Origin of the sequence: Sulfitobacter sp. TBRI5 (genome assembly GCF_051013555.1) — a bacterium.
Taxonomy (GTDB): Bacteria; Pseudomonadota; Alphaproteobacteria; order Rhodobacterales; family Rhodobacteraceae; genus JL08.
In genome coordinates, this window is record NZ_CP112884.1 from 1,834,514 (window position 1) to 1,854,994 (window position 20,481).

Annotated in this window: 21 protein-coding genes; 6 read left to right on the forward strand and 15 right to left on the reverse strand. The window is 56.6% G+C overall.

Features of this window, described 5'->3' with window-relative positions:
* Nucleotides 1-106 precede the first annotated feature (106 nt).
* The 5 genes from OLX72_RS09290 to OLX72_RS09310 all read left to right on the forward strand — a co-directional run bounded on the left by OLX72_RS09290 (nt 107) and on the right by OLX72_RS09310 (nt 4,026).
* Entirely contained in the window at nt 107-319 is a 213-nt protein-coding gene (locus tag OLX72_RS09290; protein WP_162798130.1) for a hypothetical protein, read from the forward strand.
* Nucleotides 261-977, forward strand: coding sequence for a helix-turn-helix transcriptional regulator (locus OLX72_RS09295; RefSeq protein ID WP_114871465.1), 717 nt, complete (start codon nt 261-263; stop codon nt 975-977). Before OLX72_RS09290 ends, OLX72_RS09295 begins: the two co-directional genes overlap by 59 nt.
* Nucleotides 978-1,071: 94 nt before the next feature.
* The gene (locus OLX72_RS09300; RefSeq protein WP_433990324.1) at nt 1,072-1,710 is read left to right on the forward strand and encodes an acyl-homoserine-lactone synthase; all 639 of its coding nucleotides are present in this window, start codon (nt 1,072-1,074) and stop codon (nt 1,708-1,710) included.
* A gap of 61 nt (nt 1,711-1,771) precedes the next feature.
* A complete protein-coding gene (locus OLX72_RS09305; protein ID WP_433990325.1) occupies nt 1,772-3,295 on the forward strand; it encodes an ATP-dependent DNA helicase in 1,524 nt (507 codons plus the stop codon).
* Complete coding sequence (locus tag OLX72_RS09310) at nt 3,292-4,026, forward strand: SDR family oxidoreductase (protein ID WP_114871462.1); 735 nt, start codon at nt 3,292-3,294, stop codon at nt 4,024-4,026. Before OLX72_RS09305 ends, OLX72_RS09310 begins: the two co-directional genes overlap by 4 nt.
* Before the next feature lie 23 nt (nt 4,027-4,049).
* Here the strand turns inward: OLX72_RS09310 and OLX72_RS09315 are convergent, their stop codons facing one another.
* From OLX72_RS09315 to trpS, 13 genes are all read right to left on the reverse strand, one after another.
* A complete protein-coding gene (locus OLX72_RS09315; protein ID WP_114871461.1) occupies nt 4,050-4,805 on the reverse strand; it encodes a TIGR02186 family protein in 756 nt (251 codons plus the stop codon).
* A gap of 3 nt (nt 4,806-4,808) precedes the next feature.
* The gene (locus tag OLX72_RS09320) at nt 4,809-5,732 is read right to left on the reverse strand and encodes a sulfite exporter TauE/SafE family protein (RefSeq protein ID WP_114871460.1); all 924 of its coding nucleotides are present in this window, start codon (nt 5,730-5,732) and stop codon (nt 4,809-4,811) included.
* Nucleotides 5,733-5,832: 100 nt separating this feature from the next.
* Entirely contained in the window at nt 5,833-6,798 is a 966-nt protein-coding gene (locus OLX72_RS09325; protein ID WP_114871459.1) for an ABC transporter permease, read from the reverse strand.
* Nucleotides 6,798-7,892, reverse strand: coding sequence for an ABC transporter permease (locus OLX72_RS09330; RefSeq protein ID WP_114871458.1), 1,095 nt, complete (start codon nt 7,890-7,892; stop codon nt 6,798-6,800). The genes OLX72_RS09325 and OLX72_RS09330 overlap by 1 nt, the downstream gene beginning before the upstream one ends.
* The gene (locus OLX72_RS09335) at nt 7,893-9,455 is read right to left on the reverse strand and encodes an ABC transporter ATP-binding protein (RefSeq protein ID WP_114871457.1); all 1,563 of its coding nucleotides are present in this window, start codon (nt 9,453-9,455) and stop codon (nt 7,893-7,895) included. It lies immediately after the preceding gene.
* 2 nt (nt 9,456-9,457) lie between these two features.
* Nucleotides 9,458-10,453, reverse strand: a complete 996-nt coding sequence (locus OLX72_RS09340; protein ID WP_114871456.1) for a BMP family lipoprotein — start codon at nt 10,451-10,453, stop codon at nt 9,458-9,460.
* Between the two features lie 157 nt (nt 10,454-10,610).
* Nucleotides 10,611-11,027 (reverse strand): GNAT family N-acetyltransferase, encoded by a 417-nt coding sequence (locus tag OLX72_RS09345; protein WP_114871455.1) that lies wholly within the window; start codon nt 11,025-11,027, stop codon nt 10,611-10,613.
* Nucleotides 11,028-11,032: 5 nt separating this feature from the next.
* The gene (tsaB, locus tag OLX72_RS09350) at nt 11,033-11,653 is read right to left on the reverse strand and encodes a tRNA (adenosine(37)-N6)-threonylcarbamoyltransferase complex dimerization subunit type 1 TsaB (protein WP_433990326.1); all 621 of its coding nucleotides are present in this window, start codon (nt 11,651-11,653) and stop codon (nt 11,033-11,035) included.
* The gene (locus OLX72_RS09355) at nt 11,643-12,206 is read right to left on the reverse strand and encodes a NifU family protein (protein ID WP_114871453.1); all 564 of its coding nucleotides are present in this window, start codon (nt 12,204-12,206) and stop codon (nt 11,643-11,645) included. Before OLX72_RS09355 ends, tsaB begins: the two co-directional genes overlap by 11 nt.
* A gap of 86 nt (nt 12,207-12,292) precedes the next feature.
* Nucleotides 12,293-12,748: a universal stress protein gene (locus OLX72_RS09360; RefSeq protein WP_114871452.1), complete on the reverse strand. Its 456-nt coding sequence runs from the start codon at nt 12,746-12,748 to the stop codon at nt 12,293-12,295.
* Nucleotides 12,749-12,825: 77 nt separating this feature from the next.
* On the reverse strand, nt 12,826-13,689 hold the full coding sequence (locus OLX72_RS09365) for a branched-chain amino acid aminotransferase (RefSeq protein WP_433990327.1): 864 nt from the start codon (nt 13,687-13,689) through the stop codon (nt 12,826-12,828).
* A 59-nt stretch (nt 13,690-13,748) separates the two neighbouring features.
* Nucleotides 13,749-14,234 (reverse strand): VOC family protein, encoded by a 486-nt coding sequence (locus tag OLX72_RS09370; RefSeq protein WP_114871450.1) that lies wholly within the window; start codon nt 14,232-14,234, stop codon nt 13,749-13,751.
* Nucleotides 14,235-14,334: 100 nt separating this feature from the next.
* Nucleotides 14,335-15,354 carry a tryptophan--tRNA ligase gene (trpS, locus tag OLX72_RS09375; protein WP_114871449.1) on the reverse strand — a complete coding sequence of 340 codons (1,020 nt, stop codon included), beginning with the start codon at nt 15,352-15,354 and terminating at the stop codon, nt 14,335-14,337.
* 74 nt (nt 15,355-15,428) lie between these two features.
* Between trpS and OLX72_RS09380 the strand changes: the two genes are divergently transcribed.
* The gene (locus OLX72_RS09380; RefSeq protein ID WP_114871448.1) at nt 15,429-16,139 is read left to right on the forward strand and encodes a rhomboid family intramembrane serine protease; all 711 of its coding nucleotides are present in this window, start codon (nt 15,429-15,431) and stop codon (nt 16,137-16,139) included.
* Here the strand turns inward: OLX72_RS09380 and murJ are convergent.
* Nucleotides 16,136-17,677, reverse strand: a complete 1,542-nt coding sequence (murJ, locus tag OLX72_RS09385; RefSeq protein ID WP_114871447.1) for a murein biosynthesis integral membrane protein MurJ — start codon at nt 17,675-17,677, stop codon at nt 16,136-16,138. The two genes, OLX72_RS09380 and murJ, sit on opposite strands and share 4 nt — an antisense overlap.
* Complete coding sequence (locus OLX72_RS09390) at nt 17,674-20,463, reverse strand: [protein-PII] uridylyltransferase (protein ID WP_254684808.1); 2,790 nt, start codon at nt 20,461-20,463, stop codon at nt 17,674-17,676. The genes murJ and OLX72_RS09390 overlap by 4 nt, the downstream gene beginning before the upstream one ends.
* Between the last annotated feature and the right edge of the window lie 18 nt (nt 20,464-20,481).

Below are 20,481 nucleotides of genomic sequence, written 5' to 3' on the forward strand. Positions count from 1 at the left end.
ATGCCCCCACTATTATTGGGGAGTTGAAAAACGCGAATTCCAAGAGAAGTGAAAACATGTTAAGGTTGTGTTAACGACTTATTAGCTACCAAAGAGCGATATTATTATGAGAAATGATTGGATTTTAGACGTTCTGGCGGACCTGCAAAGCTTTGCGCGCAAAAACGGGATGGATGCGCTGGCGGAACAGTTGGGTGATACCAAGATCATTGCCGCCGCCGAAGTCATGTCTTTGGATGAAAAGGCTTACGCGCGCTGCAATGAACAAAACTCGTCTGGAGCAGATACTGGTAACACTGGAGCAAGCCGACGCGCTTGACAGCCTTCAATCTGCATCAATTGCATTGCGGGATTACTTTGCCATTGACCATATTGTTTATCATTGGGTGGATTCAGCGGGTGACCAATACGGCTGCGGAACTTACGACCGGGCTTGGGCGCAGCACTATATCGAACGGAATTATCTGCGGATAGATCCCGTGATTATAGGGTGTTACCAACGGTTCCACCCTGTCGACTGGAAAAGGCTGGACTGGTCGAGCAAGGCCGCGCGCGCCTTCAAAGCGGACGCAATGTCGTTTGGGGTTGGCAATCAGGGTTTTTCAGTTCCAATTCGCGGTCCGAACGGTCAATTTGCCTTGTTCACGGTTTCTCATTCCTGCTGCGATGACGAATGGGACAGGTTCACAGAAAAACATCGCCGCGACCTGATCCTGATTGCGCATTACTTTAATCAGAAGGCGCTTGATTTCGAACCGGATCGCGCCCCGGAACCGTCACAAACGCTGTCCCCGCGCGAGGTGGATGCAATGACCTTACTGGCGATCGGGTATAATCGGGCGCAAGTTGCCGAAACGCTTTCCATTTCCGAACATACCCTGCGTGTTTACATCGAAAGCGCCCGTTTCAAACTGGGCGCGATGAACACCACCCATGCTGTTGCACGCGCCCTTAGCCGCGGATTGATCGTCGTTTAGCTGTTGCGTCAATCAGAGCAGACCGCGCGGCCCTGAAATACAAAACTAACATGCGCAAATGTAGCTCTTTGCCATCCTGTAGGAGGGGTTAAAGATGCTAAGATACATTTACGGAAATGACTTGCACGACTATCCGAAACTTGCACAGAGCATGTTTCAGGATTGGGCGGACCAGTTCAAAACCCGTCTGGGCTGGGACGTGTCGGTCAACGCGCAAGGGCACGAGCGGGATGACTATGACGACCTCAATCCGCTTTATGTGATCTGGGAAGAAAGCAGCGGACGCCATGGCGGATCCATGCGGTTCCTGCCGACAACTGGTCCTGTCATGGTGAACGATCATTTTTCCCACCTTCTGGGAGGCGGCACACTGGTCAGTCCCCTGATCTGGGAATGTACCCGGTTTTGTCTGGCACAGGGTGCAGCGCCGCGTGTAGCTGCTGCCCTTATGCTGGGCGGGGGCGAGATCATGGCGGGTTTTGGCGTCCGCCATTTTGTTGGTGTCTTTGATGCGCGCATGGTCCGCATCTATCGCATGATCGGGTCATCGCCCGAAATCCTGGGCACTGACGGGGAAGGGCGCAGCAAGATCAGTGTTGGCCTTTGGGAGTTTGCGCCAGATGCCAAAGCCCGGATTGCAGCGCGGACAGGGCTGTCCGAAGACGTTTCCCGGCTTTGGTTCGATCGCGCATTCGGCCGTCGCGAACGGGGCAAGCTTGCACTTTCTGCGTAACTTTCCCGCAAATCGATCCAGCTGTCTGGCGCCTGCCTGACAGCGCCTATAGTGTCCCGATATGACCGTTGCGCCAGTTACATTTTCGCAGGATCAGGCCACCGCTTACGATGCGGTGGCCGATGCGTTGCGTATCGCCGGGATAGATTTGCTTGATGGTGCACTGACGCCCCCCCGTGAAGGTCAATCCAGCGTCGTCGCGATCACGGGCAAGGCCGGATCGGGAAAGACATTGCTGCTGGCAGAGCTTTATCGCGCAATGAAAACCGCAGGCGTGGAAATTGTATCGGGCGATTATGAAAGCCGCAAAAGGGCGGGAAAACGCACATTGGCCATCCTCGCGCCAACCAACAAGGCAGCATCGGTTTTGCGGCTGCAAGGTGTTCCCGCGACGACGATCCACCGCATATTGTACACGCCGGTCTATGATCCCGATTACGAAAAAATCGCCGAATGGCTGACGGGCAATGGTGAGCGGCCGGATGTCGAAGGATTGACCGATCAGGCACTGGATCGCGCGGCGCTGTTTTACAAGGCGAACGCATCCATTCCCGGCGCGCTGGCCGCAGCCGGATTGCGGGGCTCGGATTTCATCACAGGCTGGAAGCGCCGCGAAGAGCCGTTGGACGTCGGATTTATCGATGAAAGTTCGATGCTGGATGACCGGCAGTTTGAAGATCTGAAAGACATTTTTCCGACCCTGCTGCTGTTCGGTGATCCGGCACAGCTGGCGCCGGTGAACCAGTCAGGCACGATGGTATTCGATCGCTTGCCCGAAACACGGAAATTCAATCTGGACCGGGTGTACCGTCAGGATGCCGACAACCCGATCCTTGATCTTGCGCATGCGCTGGCCGACCCGAAGCTGGAATTTTCCGATTTCGAAGGCATGGTTCAGGATATAGCGCGGACGGATGATCGTGTTGTCTGGGGCGAACGGGTGGAAGTTGACCTGATGGCGCGCAGTCCGGTTCTGGTCTGGCGCAATGCAACCCGTGTTCGGCTGATTACCGCATTTCGCAGCGTTTATGGCGCCCCGGATGATGAATTGCTGCCCGGTGAGCCGCTGATCTGTGACGGTATCGAACTGCCCCTGAAGCACCGCAAGAAACGGCTCGACCTTGAGGCGCGCGGCCTGATCAAGGGGGCTCAGGTGGTTTATCTGGGGCCGGGGCGCAAGCCCGGTTTTTCAAGGTTGCACGTCGTCGGTGCGGAAGACCCGCAAGTCAGTGCTGCATCCATCGTCAAGATCGAAAAGCCGGACGAGGAAGAACCGTTTATCCCGTTCGCCGCCAAGATGGGGGCTACGTTTTTGCATGGGGCCGCGGTGACAATCCACAAGGCACAGGGCAGCCAATGGGACACCGTACAGGTATTTGCCCCTGACCTTTTCGTGGCCGCGCGTATGGGGCGGATCGAAGCGGGGCAACCCTTGTGGAAACGTCTGGCCTATGTGGCAATCACCCGTGCACAAAACCGACTGATCTGGGTCGTGCGTAACAGGTTGTCAAAGCCGACAGATGCCTTGCGTATAGATGACCTGGCCGCAGTTCCAGCCCCGCTGAGCCTTGAGGAGCCGACATGAAATCCGTTTTGATCACCGGTGCCAGTTCTGGCATAGGACGTAACACCGCAGTTCAATTTCTAGAGAATGGCTGGCGTGTTGGCCTGGTGGCACGCAGGGCCGACCGTTTGAACGGACTTCAGGAACAGTATGAACACGCGATCGCATTGCCGGCGGATGTGACAGATGCAACGGCAATGCAAGCTGTCTTTGACAGTTTTGCAAAGCAGGCGGGCCATCTGGATGTGGTGTTTAACAATGCCGGAACATTTGGTCCGTCCGGAACCATCGACGAAATTGATCTGGACGCATGGGAGGCCGTGCTGAATGTCAATTTGCGCGGCATGTTCATCACGGCGCGCCTGGCCTTCGCGCAGATGCGTGCGCAATCCCCGCAAGGGGGCAGGATCATCAACAACGGGTCGTTGTCGGCCTATGTGCCACGCCCCGGGTCGGTTTGTTACACGACGACCAAACACGCCATTACCGGTCTGACCAAGACGCTGTCTCTGGATGGTCGACCTTTCAACATCGCGTGTGGCCAGATCGATATCGGGAATGCCCAGACCGAACTGGTGGATGATCTGAACGCCCGCGCCTTGGCCGCGAACCCGGATGCAAAGCTGATGCCGATGATGCAGGTTGATGATGCCGCGCGTTCGGTTCTGCACATGGCAAACATGCCCGAGGGTGCGAATGTTCAGTTCATGACAGTGATGGCAACGAATATGCCCTATATCGGGCGTGGCTGACACACGCCCAAAAACCTGCCAGATCAGGCGCGGAACAGTTTGAATATGGCGGATGCGCCCCATCCGGCGGCAATCGCAATTGCCAGAGACATCAAGCCGTAAATCAAAGGCTGTTCCCGCGACAGGCCAAACAACCACCGTTCCAGCCCGACCTTGTACACATCGATCTGGGTATCATAGCTTGATACAACCTCGCCGCCGCGGGTCAGAAAAATGCGTATCACATAGTTGCCTTCGGTCAGGTTGGCGGGCATTTCTATCGCCGTTCGGAACAATGTCTGTTCATCGACAACCACATATTCCTGCAAAAGCTGATACAGCCGGTTTTCTGTCCGGATGCGAATGACCGCGTCCGTAAAGTTTTCCGCGTCCGAGATGTTTTGCGGGGCGCCGACTGACCGGATTGCGCGCGGAATGGACACGCGATGGCGCAGGTCTTCGGTATCTGTCAGGGCCTTGAACAAAGGCGCGCTGGTCGCGATGGCATAGAAACTGGGCGCTTTGTCCACTTCAAGAACATCGGTGTTGACCCAGATACCAAACCTTTTCTCCTTGCGCCGGACGGTCACCGGCACGGAGGGGCCGGAAACGGTAATGATCACTTCAAGAGGTTCGCCTTGCGGGATCGGCATTTCGCGTTTGACCGCACCGAAAATCAGGATTTCCGAACCGTCAAAGCTGGTGGTGATGTCCACCTTGTCTTTGCTGAGGCCCAGAACCACCTGTTCCGCGCTTGCTGGCCAGGCCAGACACATCAGCAGGATCAGAACACGAACCATTTGCTAATGCCCACCCGGTTTGCCAAGGGAATACAATTCCGCCGGCATGACAAGAAGATCAAAAGCCAGTTTGCCGCAGACCGCCAGCACCATGATGGCCAACAGAATACGCAACTGCTCGGCTTTCATTTTCACACCGATGCGCGTGCCGATCTGTGCGCCAACCACCCCGCCAACCAACAGAAGAACGGCCAGAACGATATCAACGGTAAAGTTGGTTGTCGCGTGCAGAAGGGTTGTGAACGCCGTCACAAAAATGATCTGGAACAGGGACGTTCCAACCACCACCTTGGTTGGCATGCCCAAAAGATAGATCATCGCCGGAACCATGATAAATCCACCGCCAACGCCCATAATCGCGGCAAGAATACCCACCGCGACACCAACGACGAGAGGCGGGATAACCGAAATATACAACCCCGAAGTCCGGAACCGCATCTTGAACGGCAGCGCGTGAATCCAGCCGCGGTGTTTTCGTCTGGGAACGGGCGCACCGCCACTTTTGCGGGCTTTGCGAATGGCATTCAGGCTTTCAACGAACATCAGGCTGCCGATAACGCCCAAAAACACGACATAGCAAAGCTTGACCAGCAGATCGACCTGACCCAACTGTTTGAGGTAGTTGAACACCAATACACCGATTGCAGCCCCGACAAGGCCGCCGATCAACAGCACCGTTCCCATTCGAAGATCGACAGTCTTTCGCTTGAAATGCGCAAGCACACCGGAAAACGAAGATGCCACGATCTGGTTTGCTTCTGTTGCAACCGCGACCGCCGGAGGAATCCCGATGAAGAACAACAGCGGTGTCATCAAAAATCCGCCGCCCACACCGAACATGCCCGACAGGATGCCCACGAGCCCACCCAAGCCTAACAACAGGAAGGCGTTGACCGAAACTTCGGCAATGGGAAGATAGATCTGCATTAGCTTTCCTAGACCGGACGCCGCCGCAAATGCAATATATCAAAGCCGTCCTGTGACCAAAGGCGCGGGCGATTTTCCGGAACTGGCCTTATTGCAGGCGTTAACGTTCTTTCACGTAGGGTTCGCCGCCGGCGCGGGGGGGAATGGCCTTGCCGACAAACCCGGCCAGAATGACGACTGTCAGAATGTAGGGCAGGGCATCCATGAACTGCACCGGAACGGTAAACGCCCCCAGATCGATATTCTGATATCGCAGTGCAATCGCCTGAAGAAAACCGAACAGCAGACACGCGGACAGAGCGTACCAGGGGCGCCATTTTGCAAAGATCAGCGCTGCCAATGCGATGAAGCCACGCCCCGCCGTCATGTCTTTGACAAAGCCGGCTTGCAGCGCGGTGGCAAGGTAAGCCCCGGCAATTCCACACAGCACACCACAGATCGCAACCGCGGCGTATCGCAGGCCCACAACAGACACACCCGCCGTATCAACGGCTGCCGGGTTTTCCCCGACCGCGCGCAAGCGCAAACCAAAACGGGTCCGGAACAGGATCCACCACGTCAGGGGCACGCTGGCAAACGCAAGATAGACCAGAACGGAATGCCCCGAGATCAGTTCGTAATAAACCGGTCCCAGCAATGGCACGTCACGCAATGCATCCGCGAAAGGCAGCGTTATGGGTTCAAACCGGGCTGCCCCTATCAAAGACGGGGTGCGCCCGCCCTGTTGAAACCAGTCCTGAGCGATCAGAACCGTCAGGCCGGCCGCCAGAAAATTGATGGCAACTCCCGATATCAATTGATTGCCGCGGAATGTGATTGACGCCAGACCGTGCAGCGCACTAAGCGCCATGGACGCACCAACTCCGGCCAGCAGGCCTAGCCAGACAGATCCGGTGAGGGCTGCGACAGCCGCCGAAAAAAAAGCAGCGGCAAGCATCTTGCCTTCAAGGCCGATATCAAAAATGCCCGCGCGTTCGGAAAACAACCCGGCCAGACAGGCCAGCAATAACGGGGTCGCCAGCCTTACTGTGCTGTCCAGCACCTGAAGCAATGTTGCAAAATCCATCAGCTTTTCCTTTGCCGCAGGGCCAGAAACAGCTTTTCAAGCGGCATCCGAACCATGTTGTCCAGCGCGCCGGTAAAAAGGATGACCAGTGCCTGAATGACGACAATCAATTCGCGCGGGATCGTCGTCCACAGGGCTAGTTCGGCGCCGCCCTGATATAGGAAGCCGAACAGTATCGCGGCCAGAAACACACCGACGGGATGGCTGCGCCCCATCAGCGCGACCGCGATGCCGATAAACCCCGCACCTTCCGTGGCATTAAGAACCAGCCGTTCCGCTTCGCCCATGACATTGTTGATCGCCATCATGCCGGCCAAGCCGCCAGATATCAGCATTGCGATCATGGTGATCTTGACCGGTGAAATACCTGCGTATTTCGCAGCGGATTCAGAATGCCCGTAAGCGCGGATTTCGTATCCCAGACGGGTGCGCCAGATCAGAACCCAGACTGCAACACAGGCCAGAACAGCCACCAGAAGGGTCACATTTGCAGGGGCTGATTTGGAGAATTCGATCCCGAAAGGGGCCAGCATTTCATGCAGCGTGGGCAGGTGGACGGTTTCACCGAACCGTGCAGTCGCCGGATCCATCGACCCCTTCGGGCGCAGCATGTTGACCAGAACATAGTTCAGCACCGCCGCGGCGATGAAATTGAACATGATGGTGGTAATTACGATGTGGCTGCCGCGTTTGGCCTGCAAATAGGCCGGAATGGCAGCCCACATGGCCCCAAACAGCGCCGCACCGATAGTTGCCCCCAACAGGGCCAGCGACCAATGCGGCCACGGAATGTAAAGGCAGGCCAGCGCAACACCCAGACCGCCCAGCATCGCCTGACCTTCGCCGCCGATATTGAACAGCCGTGCGTGAAACGCGACCGCGACGGCCAGACCGGTGAACATGAAGTTCGTAGCGTAATACAGGGTATAGCCCCACCCGTATGTAGACCCCAAAGCGCCATTGATCATCAGTTTGACCGCAGCCACCGGATCTTCGCCAATGGCCAGAATAACAAGGGCGGACAGGATGGCGGCCAGCAACAATGAAATCAAAGGCACCAGAACAACTTCGGCCCATTTCGGCATCACATCCATCTATGCGGCCTTTCCCGACATGCCGGCCATCAAAAGACCCAGTTCCTTTTCGTCGGTCTGCTCTGGCAGGCGTTCGCCCATGATGTGTCCGTCAAACATCACTGCGATGCGATCACTTAGGGACAGGATTTCTTCCAGTTCGACACTGACAAGCAAAATGGCCTTGCCCTGATCCCGCAGGGCCACGATCTGTTGGTGAATGAATTCGATGGCGCCGATGTCCACGCCGCGCGTCGGTTGGCCGATCAGCAACAGATCGGGGTTTCTTTCAATTTCGCGCGCAACAACGATTTTCTGCTGGTTGCCGCCGCTGAAATTCTTGGCCTCTTGCCAGCAATTGGCAGGCCGGATGTCGAACTTTTCGATCTTGGCCTCGGTGTCGCGGCGCAGCGCTGTGTTGTTCATCAGCAATCCGGAATTATAGGCCGGGTCGCGGTGATAGCCAAAAGCCACGTTTTCCCACGCGTGAAAGGGCATGATCAGCCCTTCGCGCTGACGATCTTCGGGAACATGCGCAATGCCGTTGGCGCGGCGGGTTTGCCCGTCTGACAGCCTGCCGGTCACGTCCAGCCGTTTGCCGTTTATTGCGATCTCGCCTGTGCCGTTGGCATATCCGCCCAATACCTCAAGCAATTCGGATTGCCCGTTGCCCGCAACGCCTGCAATACCCAGTATTTCACCGGCGCGCACATTCAGATTGATGCCCTTGACGCGCTCCACGCCTTTTTCATCGACAACGCGCAGGTTCTTGATTTCAAGCACGATATCACCTGGGGTCGCCGGTTTCTTGTCGACCCGAAGCAAGACTTTGCGGCCAACCATCAGTTCCGCCAGTTCAGCAGGCGATGTTTCCGATGTTTTGACAGTTGCCGTCATTTCACCACGGCGCATCACACTGACGGTATCGGTAATATCCATGATCTCGCGCAGTTTGTGGGTGATCAGGATGATGGTTTTGCCTTCCTGACGCAGCCGATCCAGAATGCGGAACAACTGATCCGCCTCGGCCGGGGTCAGAACACCCGTTGGTTCATCCAGAATCAAGATATTGGCATTGCGATACAGTGCCTTGAGGATTTCGACCCTCTGCTGCATGCCGACGCCCAGGTCTTCGATCACTGCATCAGGATCGACATTCAGTCCGTATTCCTGTTCCAGTTCAAGCAGAATGCGCCGTGCCTTGGTCAAGGATGGCATCAGCATGTGGCCGTCTTCGGCCCCCAGAATGATGTTTTCCAGAACCGTGAAATTTTCAACCAGCTTGAAGTGTTGAAAGACCATGCCGATGCCGGCGGCAATCGCCGCCTGGCTGTCAGGTATCTGCGTGCGCTGGCCACCGATGAACACCTCGCCCTTGTCGGCTTTGTAAAAGCCGTAAAGGATGCTCATCAAGGTGGATTTGCCAGCACCGTTTTCACCGATGATACCATGTATCGTACCGGGCATGACCGAAATGGAAATGTCCTTGTTGGCCTGAACCGGACCAAAAGACTTTGAAATTCCGCGCAATTCAATTGCCGGAGCGGCAGTATCCCGCCGCTCCGAAGTTTGATCGGCTCCCACGCTCAGAAGCTCAGGTCCGGGCAGCTGTCGTCAGACATATAGTCATGCACGCTCAACTCGCCGCTGGCGATCTTGGCCGCTGCCGCTTCAACCGATGCTTTCATCTCGTCGGTGACAAGGGATGCGTTGTTTTCATCCATTGCGTAACCCACGCCGCCATTGGCGATGCCCATGACATTGAATCCGGCTTCCAATCCGGGGCCATCCTTGAACGCGTTGTAAACCGCATTGTCGACCCGCTTCATCATCGAGGTCAGAACCTTGCCGGGGTGCAGATGGTTCTGGTTGCTGTCCACGCCGATCGACAGAATGCCTTCATCTGCTGCGGTTTGCAGAACACCAACACCGGTGCCGCCCGCCGCCGCATAGACCACATCCGCGCCCTGACTGATCTGTGCCTTGGTCAGTTCAGAGCCCTTTACCGGATCATTCCAGGCCGAAGGTGTTGTGCCGGTCATATTGGCAATCACGGTGGCATCTGGGTTTGCAGCCTTTACACCCTGAGCATAGCCGCAAGCGAATTTCCGGATCAGCGGAATATCCATGCCGCCGATGAAACCGACGGTGTTGGATTCCGAGGCTTGCGCCGCCATCATGCCAACCAGATAGGATCCTTCATGTTCGTTAAAAACAACCGAACGGACGTTGGGGGCGTCAACCACCATATCGATGATGACAAATGATGTGTCAGGATAGTCTGCGGCGACCTGTCCCAGCGCATCCGCGAATGCAAACCCGGCCATTACGATCGGGTTTGATCCGCTTTCGGCAAACCGGCGCAGGGCCTGTTCGCGCTGCGCTTCGGATTGCAGCTCGATTTCACGGAAGGATTCGCCGGTTTCTTCGGCCCAGCGCTGTGCCCCGCCAAAGGCTGCTTCGTTGAACGATTTGTCAAACTTGCCGCCAAGATCGAAAATCAACGCTGGTTCGGCCAAAGCCGCGCCCGCCGTCAGGGCAAGCCCTGCGGCCGCGCCCATAAGGGATTTCATAAGTGTCATTCTGTGTCTCCCAGTTGTTTTGTGACGAGGCGGCCATTTACCATTCCGGCGCCCCTGTTTGTTTTCAGGTGTCGTTTTGCACCGCCAAATAAGGCCGCAGTGCCCGCCAAGGGTCAACTGCTTTTTAACTGTGTTTCTGGCGGTAATGCGGAAAACCTTACGGCAAGGGGCGCGACAACAAAAGAGCATCGACAGGGCCGACCCCTGCGCGCGCATAATAGCCGGGGCGCAGGCCGACCTGTGCAAAACCAGTGCTGTGGTACAAAGCCAGCGCACCGGCATTGTCTGCCGCCACTTCCAGGAACAGTTCAAATGCGCCCAGTTCGGTGGCTTTGGCCATGGATCGGATCAACAACGACTTTCCAAGCCCGGCGCGGCGATGTTCGGGGTGAACTGCGATTGTCAGCAATTCGGCCTCGTCTGCGATCACACGGATCAAGGCAAATCCGTTGCTTTCGGCAATCACATGACAGTGCGGTGTGGCCAGCAGGTTCGCGAATTCGTCTGCGTCCCATGCACGGTCTTGTGTAAACGCTGCACGGTGAAGCATGGCCAGATGCGAAGGTGTGACCATGCGGATCACGAGGCCAGAATGACCGGCGGTGCGTCGCGCGCAGTTGCGGCATCCGCAGGCCTCATATACAGTGGGGCAGGCGGAGCGCTTTCGGTTTGCCATCTGGTTGCAGCGATACGGGCAATCCGTTCGGCCAGCACCAAAGGAGGCAGCGGCGCCGGTGTGGCGAGGCCCGCATGTGCCGTTTCCGCATCTGCATCCAAGCGCAGTTGTAACCGCGGTGCCAGACATTCGTCTTCCAGATAATCCTGCCTGTAAACCTGTGCACGTGGTGCATCGATCAGTGCCGCGAACGGGCGTGTGGTGCCGAATGCCAATGCCTCGAACCCGGAAACCCCGACCGCAGCAATGTCTAGCCCCATGGCCAGCCCGCGCGCTGTCGCTACCGAAATGCGGATACCGGTGAAATTTCCTGGTCCGATCCCGACACCCAAAGCATTCAGATCGTTCCAGCTTGGGCCTGCCTTTGCCAGTACTTCCTGCAAAAGTGGTACCAGCCGTTCTGCCTGACCTTTGGACATGTCTTCTGCAAGGCCCGCAATAATCCGGTCGCCAGACAGTAAAACGGCCGCGCAATGCGCGGCCGATGTGTCAAACCCGAGAATCAGTGGCTGATCAAACGGCAACGGGTCGTACCTCGGTCACTTCGGGAATATAGTGGCGCAGCAGGTTTTCGATGCCCATTTTCAACGTCAGCGTAGAAGACGGACAGCCTGCGCATGCCCCCTGCATATGAAGGTAAACCACGCCGCGATCAAACCCGTGAAAGGTAATATCGCCGCCGTCCTGTGCAACGGCGGGGCGCACCCGGCTGTCCAGCAATTCCTTGATCTGGGATACAATCTCGCCGTTTTCGCCGTTATGTTCGGCATGGCCCGATGCGGGTTCATGACCGTCGTTCATAACCGGCTGACCGGACTGATAGTGTTCCATGATCGCGCCCAGAATGGCGGGTTTGATATGGTCCCATTCGGTGTCGTCCGATTTTGTCACCGTGACGAAATCAAGCCCGAAGAACACGCCTGTTACGCCACCAACTGCGAAAATGCGCGTGGCCAATGGCGATTTGTCAGCCGTATCGGCCGATGGAAAATCCGCAGTGCCCATTTCCATCACGGATTGCCCGGGAAGAAACTTCAAAGTCGCGGGGTTTGGGGTCGATTCAGTTTGAATGAACATGTGTGCATCTCCGGTTGGGCTGAGCTACGGATATGCGTCTGCGCAAGGCGAAAGTCAAGGTTTGGAACGATTCTAAAGCGGGGGTTTCAGGTGATCGCTTCCAGCTTTTCCTTGGACAGATCACCCGGAACGATCGTTACGGGAATGGGCAGGGAACCTGCATTCTTCATCAGTTGCGTGATGATTGGGCCGGGCCCCTTGTTGTCGGTGCTGGCCCCCAAAACCAAAACCCCGATTTCCTTGTCTTCCGTAATCTGGGCGATGATTTCCTTGACGGGCTGGCCTTCGCGAATGACCAGTTCGGGATCAATCCCCTGTTTGTCCCGCATCCATTTGGCGAACACTTCGAAATGGGCGTGAATACGTTCGCGGGCCTCTTCGCGCATCACTTCGCCGACGCCGATCCAGTGGTTGAATTCGTCAGGCGGGATAACAGACAGAATTTGTACGCCGCCCCCGGTATGCGCCGACCGCATTGCGGCAAAACGCATCGCATTCAGACATTCGCGGCTGTCGTCCAATACCACCAGAAATTTGCGCATTTGATTGCTCCCTAACCGGGGTGATCATGGCGTGACTTAGTGATCGTGGCAATTGGCTTTTGCGGTAAAGCCGGCGGTCAGCGTTCTGACGCGGCCCAGTCCCAATACATTTCCCGAACTTTCCGTGCCACCGGCCCTACCTGATATTGCGTGTCATCAAAGGCTTTTACAGGTGTGACCTTGGCCATATTGCCCGACAGGAAAACTTCATCGGCGTCGTGGAAATCTTCAAAACTCAGAACGCTTTCATGCACCCGCATTCCGTCTGCCTGCATATTTTTGATGTGGCGGGCGCGGGTAATGCCGGACAGGAACGTGCCGTTGCCAATGGGGGTGAAAACCTCACCGTCCTTGACCATGAACACGTTCGCCGTTGCGGTTTCGGCCACATTGCCCATCGCATCTGCCACCAAAGCGTTGCCAAAACCTTTGGCACGCGCTTCCTTTAGCATCCGCGCGTTGTTGGGATAAAGACAGCCCGCTTTTGCATTTACAACGCTGTCTTCCAGTACGGGGCGTCGAAAGCGGGTGCGTGTCAGCGTGGTCGAATGATCTGCGGGCGGCATTGGTATTTCTTCCAGACAGATCGCAAAACCGGTTTTGTCCTGCGATGGAACAATTGCCGTAATGTCCCCGTCAATGCCCCAATACATCGGGCGGATGTAAACGGCCGCGTCCGGTGCAAATCGCTTGAGGCCCTCGTGAATAATCGCGACCATTTCGTCAGTTTCGACGGTCGGTGCCAGCATCAAGGCCGCGGCTGACCGGTTCACGCGGGCGCAGTGAAGATCAAGATCAGGAGATAGACCTTCGAAAAAACGGGCGCCGTCAAACACTGTGCTGCCCAGCCACGATCCGTGGTCGGCTGCATTCATGATGGGCACATCCCCGTCATGCCAGGCACCTTCAAAGTAGGTTCTGATATTGCTGCCCGTTGCCATGTTGTATCCTCCCCTTGACCTGCAAAGCCTAGGGCAGTTTTAGGTCAGACGTCCAGACCTTAATTGGCCTCGCCGACCAATGCTTGTACATCCAGCGGCGCATTGACCATCGCCAGCGTGCCGTTTGCCTGGCGCGGCCATTCGGCTTCCGGTCTGTCGCGGTATAGTTCTATGCCGTTGCCATCGGGATCGTGCAGATAGACCGCTTCACTGACACCGTGATCTGCCGCGCCGTCCAGCGTGATGCCCGCCTCCTGCACCGCTTTGATCGCCGCGCCCAAGGCGGCCCTGTCGGGATAAAGGAACGCGACATGATAAAGCCCTGTCGTATTGGCCGCCGGCGCCGGCCCGCCACGGCTGTGCCACGTGTTCAGCCCGATGTGATGGTGATAGCCGCCAGCCGACAGAAAGGCGGCCTGATCGCCATAGCGCTGGGTCACGTCAAATCCCAGAACATCGCGATAGAACGCAATGGCGGCGTCAAGATCGGACACTTTCAGATGAACATGTCCAACGCGGGTTTCGGAGTGGGTTTTTCGGCTCATGTGCGCTCCTTTCGGGTTGCACAGAGAATGGGGTATTCAGACAGGCCCGCAAACCCCCAATGGTGCAGGCTATCTGTTCAAATATGCAGGCCTGGTTCTATCAGGCACCAACCATGCCGACGATTTCATATGTTTTGCGCAAGATCGGGGCCGTAATCTCGCGCGCGCGCTCCGCACCGACACCCAGAATGCGATCAATCTCAGCCGGGTCAGCCATCAATCGAGCCATTTCGGATGAAATCGGCGCCATTTTCGATACTGCCAGATCCGCCAGCATCGGCTTGAACGCGCCAAACTGTTGTCCGCCAACCTCGCGCAAAACGTCTTCGACAGTTTTTTCCGCCAAAGCGGCGTAGATATTGACCAGATTGCGGGCTTCGGGGCGGTCTTTCAGTCCGTCAATTTCGGATGGCAATGCATCGGGATCGGTTTTCGCCTTGCGAATTTTCTTGGCAATGTCGTCGGCGCTGTCGGTCATGTTGATGCGGCTGGCATCGGACGGGTCCGACTTTGACATTTTCTTGGACCCGTCGCGCAGCGACATGACCCGCGTTGCGGCCCCTTCGATCACAGGTTCGGTGATGGGAAAGAAATCAACGCCGTAATCATGGTTGAATTTCGCGGCAATATCGCGCGTCAGCTCCAGATGCTGTTTCTGGTCTTCGCCGACAGGCACATGTGTTGCATGGTAAATCAGAATGTCCGCGGCCATCAGCGCCGGGTAGGCAAACAGCCCGAGCGATGCGTTTTCTGCGTTTTTGCCTGCCTTGTCTTTCCATTGGGTCATCCGGCCCATCCAACCCATGCGGGCCACGCAATTGAAAATCCACGCCAGTTGCGCATGTTCGGGCACCTGGCTTTGGTTGATCAGAATGGATTTTTCCGGATCGATGCCGGAGGCGATAAACCCGGCGCACAATTCGCGTGTGCTGCGTTTCAGGTCTTGTGGGTTTTGCCACACGGTGATCGCGTGCAGATCGACCATGCAAAACACCGTTTCAACGCCCTGATTCTGGGTTTCTACAAAACGCTTCAGCGCGCCAAGATAATTGCCCAGATGCAAATCGCCCGACGGCTGAATCCCTGAAAAAACGCGGGGGGAAAAGGCAGGGGCGGTCATCTGGTCATCTCCGGCTGGATTATTGGGCTCGCCTCGCTTACCCATGCGGTCAGGCCCCGTCAAGGAGAGCAGGCATGATCCACGGTCAAGACATCGATCCCAACGCCAATCCGGTCAATCCGTTGCCGCCGGTTGTGCTGGCCCTGTTCATGATCATTATCGGAATCGAATGCGTCATGGTTCTGGGGGCCGAAGGGCTTATGGGTGGCCCGCAAGCTGTCGGATGGCGTCTGGAAACGATCCAGAGGTTTGCGTTTTCGGGCCCGGTATTCGACTGGATGGTCGAAAACAACCGCTGGCCACCAGAACACCTGATCCGGTTTTTCAGCTATTCGTTCATCAGCACGGGCTTTACGCATGCCCTGTTTGTCGGTGTCATTCTGCTGGCGATGGGCAAGGTCGTCGGCGAAGCGTTTGGCGGATTGGCGACCCTGATCATGTTTCTGGTATCCGGCGCGGTCGGGGCGCTGGCCTATGCCGTGTTTCTGGATGATCCGGTGCCGTTGATCGGTGGCTTTCCCAGTGTCTATGGCCTGATCGGCGGGTTCACCTATCTGTTGTGGCGCAAATTGTCGTCCGTGGGCGCGCGGCAGGAACGGGCCTTTACACTGATCGCGTTTCTGATGGCGTTCCAGTTGTTGTTCGGGTTGCTGTTTGGCGCGCAGAAAGACTGGGTGGCGGATCTGGCCGGATTTGCCACGGGGTTTGCGTTGTCTAGCGTTATGGTGCCGGGCACATTGACGCGATGGTTGCGGCGGCTGCGCGGTGAAAACAGCGGGCCTTAACCACGGCGCAGTGTTGCGCGCATTTCCGAAAGGCGGAAGGCGCCCAGCAACTGGCCCAGTCCGAAATAACTCAGAATTCCGATGCTGACCAAGATGAACAGGGCCAGATAGCGCCATCCGGCCATTCCCAGAAATGGCGACAAAGACACCGAGCTGATCCAAAGCACTGCCCCCATCAAAAGTGAAGCTGCCACAATCCGCCAGATGCGGCGATGAAACCGCGCATCAAACCGCGCGACCGTGCCCATGCGGCGGGCACCGACCCCCAAAAAGGCAACCATGGCCCAAGCCGCAAGCGTTGTTGCGATGGCGGGTGCAATCCAGCCAATTACAGGCGCCAGTCCAAGCGCGACAGCCGCATTGATCACCATCGCAATTACCGCATACCGGAACGGGGATTGCGTATCTTCACGGGCGAAAAAAAGCGGTTGCAGGATTTTTTGCAAAACAAAGGCGGGCAGGCCCAGACCATAGATCGTGACCGCGACGGCAATGGCTGCACTGTCATCCGCCGTTGCCGCGCCACGCTGGAACAGAACCGACACCAAAGGAAGCGGGATCACGATCAGCGCAACCGCAGACGGGATCGTCAGGCCCAAAGCGATTTCGCTGGCGCGTGAAAACGCATCGCGCGCGCCGTCATCGTCCTTTGCCTTCAACCGGCGGGACAGATCCGGCAACAAAACAATGCCGACAGCGATCCCCACAACGCCCAAAGGCAATTGATAAAGACGATCCGCAGCGTAAAGCCAGCCAACAGCCTTGTCGAAATAGGATGCAACCTGCTGCCCGACCAGCAGGTTGATCTGCACCACCCCGCCCGCCAGCGCGGCCGGAATGGCGATGCGCACCAGCTTTGACAGTTCCGGCGTCATGCGCGGCCATTCCGGTTTGATCGAAAACCCTGCCCGCGAAGCCGCAACCCAGACCAGCGCCATTTGCGCAAGGCCGGCAATCGGGATCATCCAGATCAGGGTGCGTGCCACGTCGCCGCCGATCCATGCGGCGGCGGCCATGCCCGACACCAGCAACACGTTCAACAGAACCGGGGCTGCCGCAGCGGCGGCAAATCGCCCCGTCGCGTTCAGCACGCCCGACAGCAAAGCGGCCAGCGAGATGAACAAGATGTACGGGAAAGCAATGCGGCCAAATTCCACAGACAGATCAAATTGTTCCTGCCCGACGAACCCGCTTGCCAGAACAAAGATCAGCCATGGCATTGCCAGCTGGGCCAGCAATGTCAGAACAATCAGAACCGACGCCAAACCGGCAAATGCATCGCGCGCAAATCTCTGGGGGTCTTCATCGCCTTCCAGTTTTTTCGCAAACATCGGCACAAAGGCCATGTTGAACGCGCCTTCGGCAAAGAAACGTCGGAACATGTTGGGCAGGCGAAAGGCAACAACATAGGCTTCGTACAGCGGCCCTGTGCCCAGATAGGCCAATATCATCGCGTCGCGTACAAAGCCCAGCACCCGGCTTAGCATTGTCCACATTCCGACCGTCAAAAACCCCGACACCAGTCGGATAGGTTTCATGTGCTTGCCCTTTCGGCGCCTTCCTTGATGGCCGCGCGCAGTTTGTTTTCCAGCGTTTTCTGTTTGCTGGCCGAGTAGTATTTCAGCCCGAACATATCCTTGACGTAAAACGTATCAACGACCTGTTCGCCATAGGTCGCAATCAGCGCGTTTGCAATGTAGACATTCGATGCGGCAAGCGTGCGGGCCAGATCGTACAGCAATCCGGGGCGGTCACGGGTGTCGACCTCGATGATCGTGTAAATGTCTGATCCTTCGTTATCAAAGGTAATGTGGGTCGGCACATTGAAGGCCCGTTCACGCTTTTTGATTTTATCACGGGATTTCAACGCTTCGGTGGCGACAACCTTGCCTTGCAAGGTCTTTTCGATCATCTGTTTCAACCGTGGCAGGCGCGAGGCTTCGTAAGGGTGGCCATCGGCATCCTGAAGCCAGAACACATCGGTCACATATCCGTCCTTGGACGTATAACTGCGCGCATCCACCACATTTGCGCCAACCAGCGCAAGCGCTCCGGCCAGTCGCGCAAAGATGCCGGGATGGTCCTGCATGACCATGCAGGCGCGGGTCGCATCTCGGTCTTCGTCAGGATGCAGATCAATCCGGATTTCATTTTCGCCCAGATCCCGCAGCAGATTTGCGAAAACAACATGGGCCGTCACATGCAGGCCCTGCCAGTAAGGCGGATAGTGGCGGGATGTTTCGGTCTGCAATTCCTTGCGCGACCATTCGGGCAGCGCGGCGCGCAACAGTTTCTTGGCTTCGGTGCCGCGGTTTTCGCGGTTCAGATCTTCCAGCCCGGTTTCCAGCGCGCGTCTGGTCTGCCGGTAAAGTGCGCGTATCAGCGCGGCCTTCCAGTTGTTCCACGTGCCGGGACCGACGCCGCGAATATCGCAGACAGTCAGAACCGTCAGCAGATCAAGACGTTTGACCGTTTGCACCGCTTTCGCAAAATCGCGGATGGTGGCGGGATCGGCGATATCGCGTTTTTGCGCCATATCCGACATCAAAAGATGATAGCGCACCAACCATTCCACCGTTTCGGAATCCGATTTGTTCAGCCCCAGACGCGGTGCGACCTTGCGCGCGATCTGTGCGCCCAGAATGGAATGGTCTTCGGAACGCCCCTTGCCGATATCATGCAGCAGCAACGCCACATACATCACCTTGCGATTGATCCCGCGTTTCAGAATGCCCGAGGCTACCGGCAATTCTTCGACCAATTCGCCTTTTTCGATCTGTGCCAGATTTGCGATGCACTGAATGATATGTTCATCGACGGTATAGTGGTGATACATGTTGAACTGCATCATCGCGACAATCGGTTCGAATTCCGGGATAAATGCCGACAGAACCCCCAATTCGTTCATCCGGCGCAATGCCCGTTCCGGATTGCCGTGTTTCAGCATCAAATCCAGAAAAATGCGTTGTGCTTCCGGTCTGGAACGCATGTCGTCATCAATCAGATCAAGATGCGCGGTAACCAGCCTCATGGCATCTGGATGGATCAGCATGCCGGTGCGCAATGCTTCCTCGAACAGGCGCAACAGGTTCAGTTTGTCGGTCAGAAACGTCTTTTCGTTCGCGATTCCGATGCGGTTGTGGATTTCGACATAGCCGGGTTTCAGTTTCGGCCGGCGCCGGAAAATTCGTTCCAGCAAAGGCTCGGCCTTGGCGTGCATCGCTTCCAGTTTGGTCAGGAAAATACGCGTCAGGTCACCGACCGCGGTGGCGTGACGGAAAAAATCCTGCATAAAGATTTCGACACCGCGCCGCCCGACCGTATCTTTATACCCCATGGCCTGCGCGACCTGCACCTGCAGATCAAACGTCAACTGATCTGTCGCCCGGCCCGTGATCAGATGCAGATGTGATCGGACGGCCCACAGGAAATCCTCGGCTTTGATGAATGTTTCAAACTCGGCTTGTGTAAAAACATTGAGGGGCACCAGATCGGCCGCGTCCTGAACGCCGTGGATGTATTTTGCAATCCAGAACAGGGATTGCAAATCGCGCAACCCGCCTTTGCCCTCCTTTACATTGGGCTCGACAACATAGCGCTGACCGCCCTGTTTGATATGGCGGTTGTCGCGTTCTTCCAGCTTGGCTTCGATGAATTCGCGGCCTGTTCCCTTGAACAGATCGTTTTTCAGACGTGCATCCAGATCGGCGGCAAGATCGGCGTCGCCCGCAATGAACCGGTGTTCCAGCATCGCAGTGCGGATGGTGAAATCTTCGCGGCCCAAACGTATGCAGTCTTTGATTGTGCGGCTGGCGTGGCCCACTTTCAGCTTCAGATCCCAAAGGATGTAAAGCATCGATTCAATGATGCTTTCGGCCCAGGCGGTCGTTTTGTACGGGGCCAGAAACAGTAGGTCGACATCGGAATAGGGGGCCATTTCACCCCGCCCGTAGCCCCCAACAGCGATGACAGAAATATGTTGACCTTTGGTGGGGTTCGGCAACGGGTGCAGGTGCTTGTGAGCGACATAAAGCGCCGACGTGACAAGGCCATCGGTCAAATAGGTATAGGCCGATGTTGTTTCCCGCGCGGCAAACGGACGTTCCTTGAATGCGGCAGCAATGGCGGCACGGCCTTCGGCATTGATCTTTTTCAACAATGAAACCGTCCGGGCGCGCAACTCCATCGGCGCGTCGACCTCTTGCGCGATGGCGTCTATTTGGTTCACGAACGCTGTCGCATCAAAGATATGGTCTGGTGGACAAATCAGTTCACGCGCGGCTTTAGGCCGGTCGGGAACCGATTCAGGCGCGAGAGTCGAAATGGATGCTTTGCGGTTCAG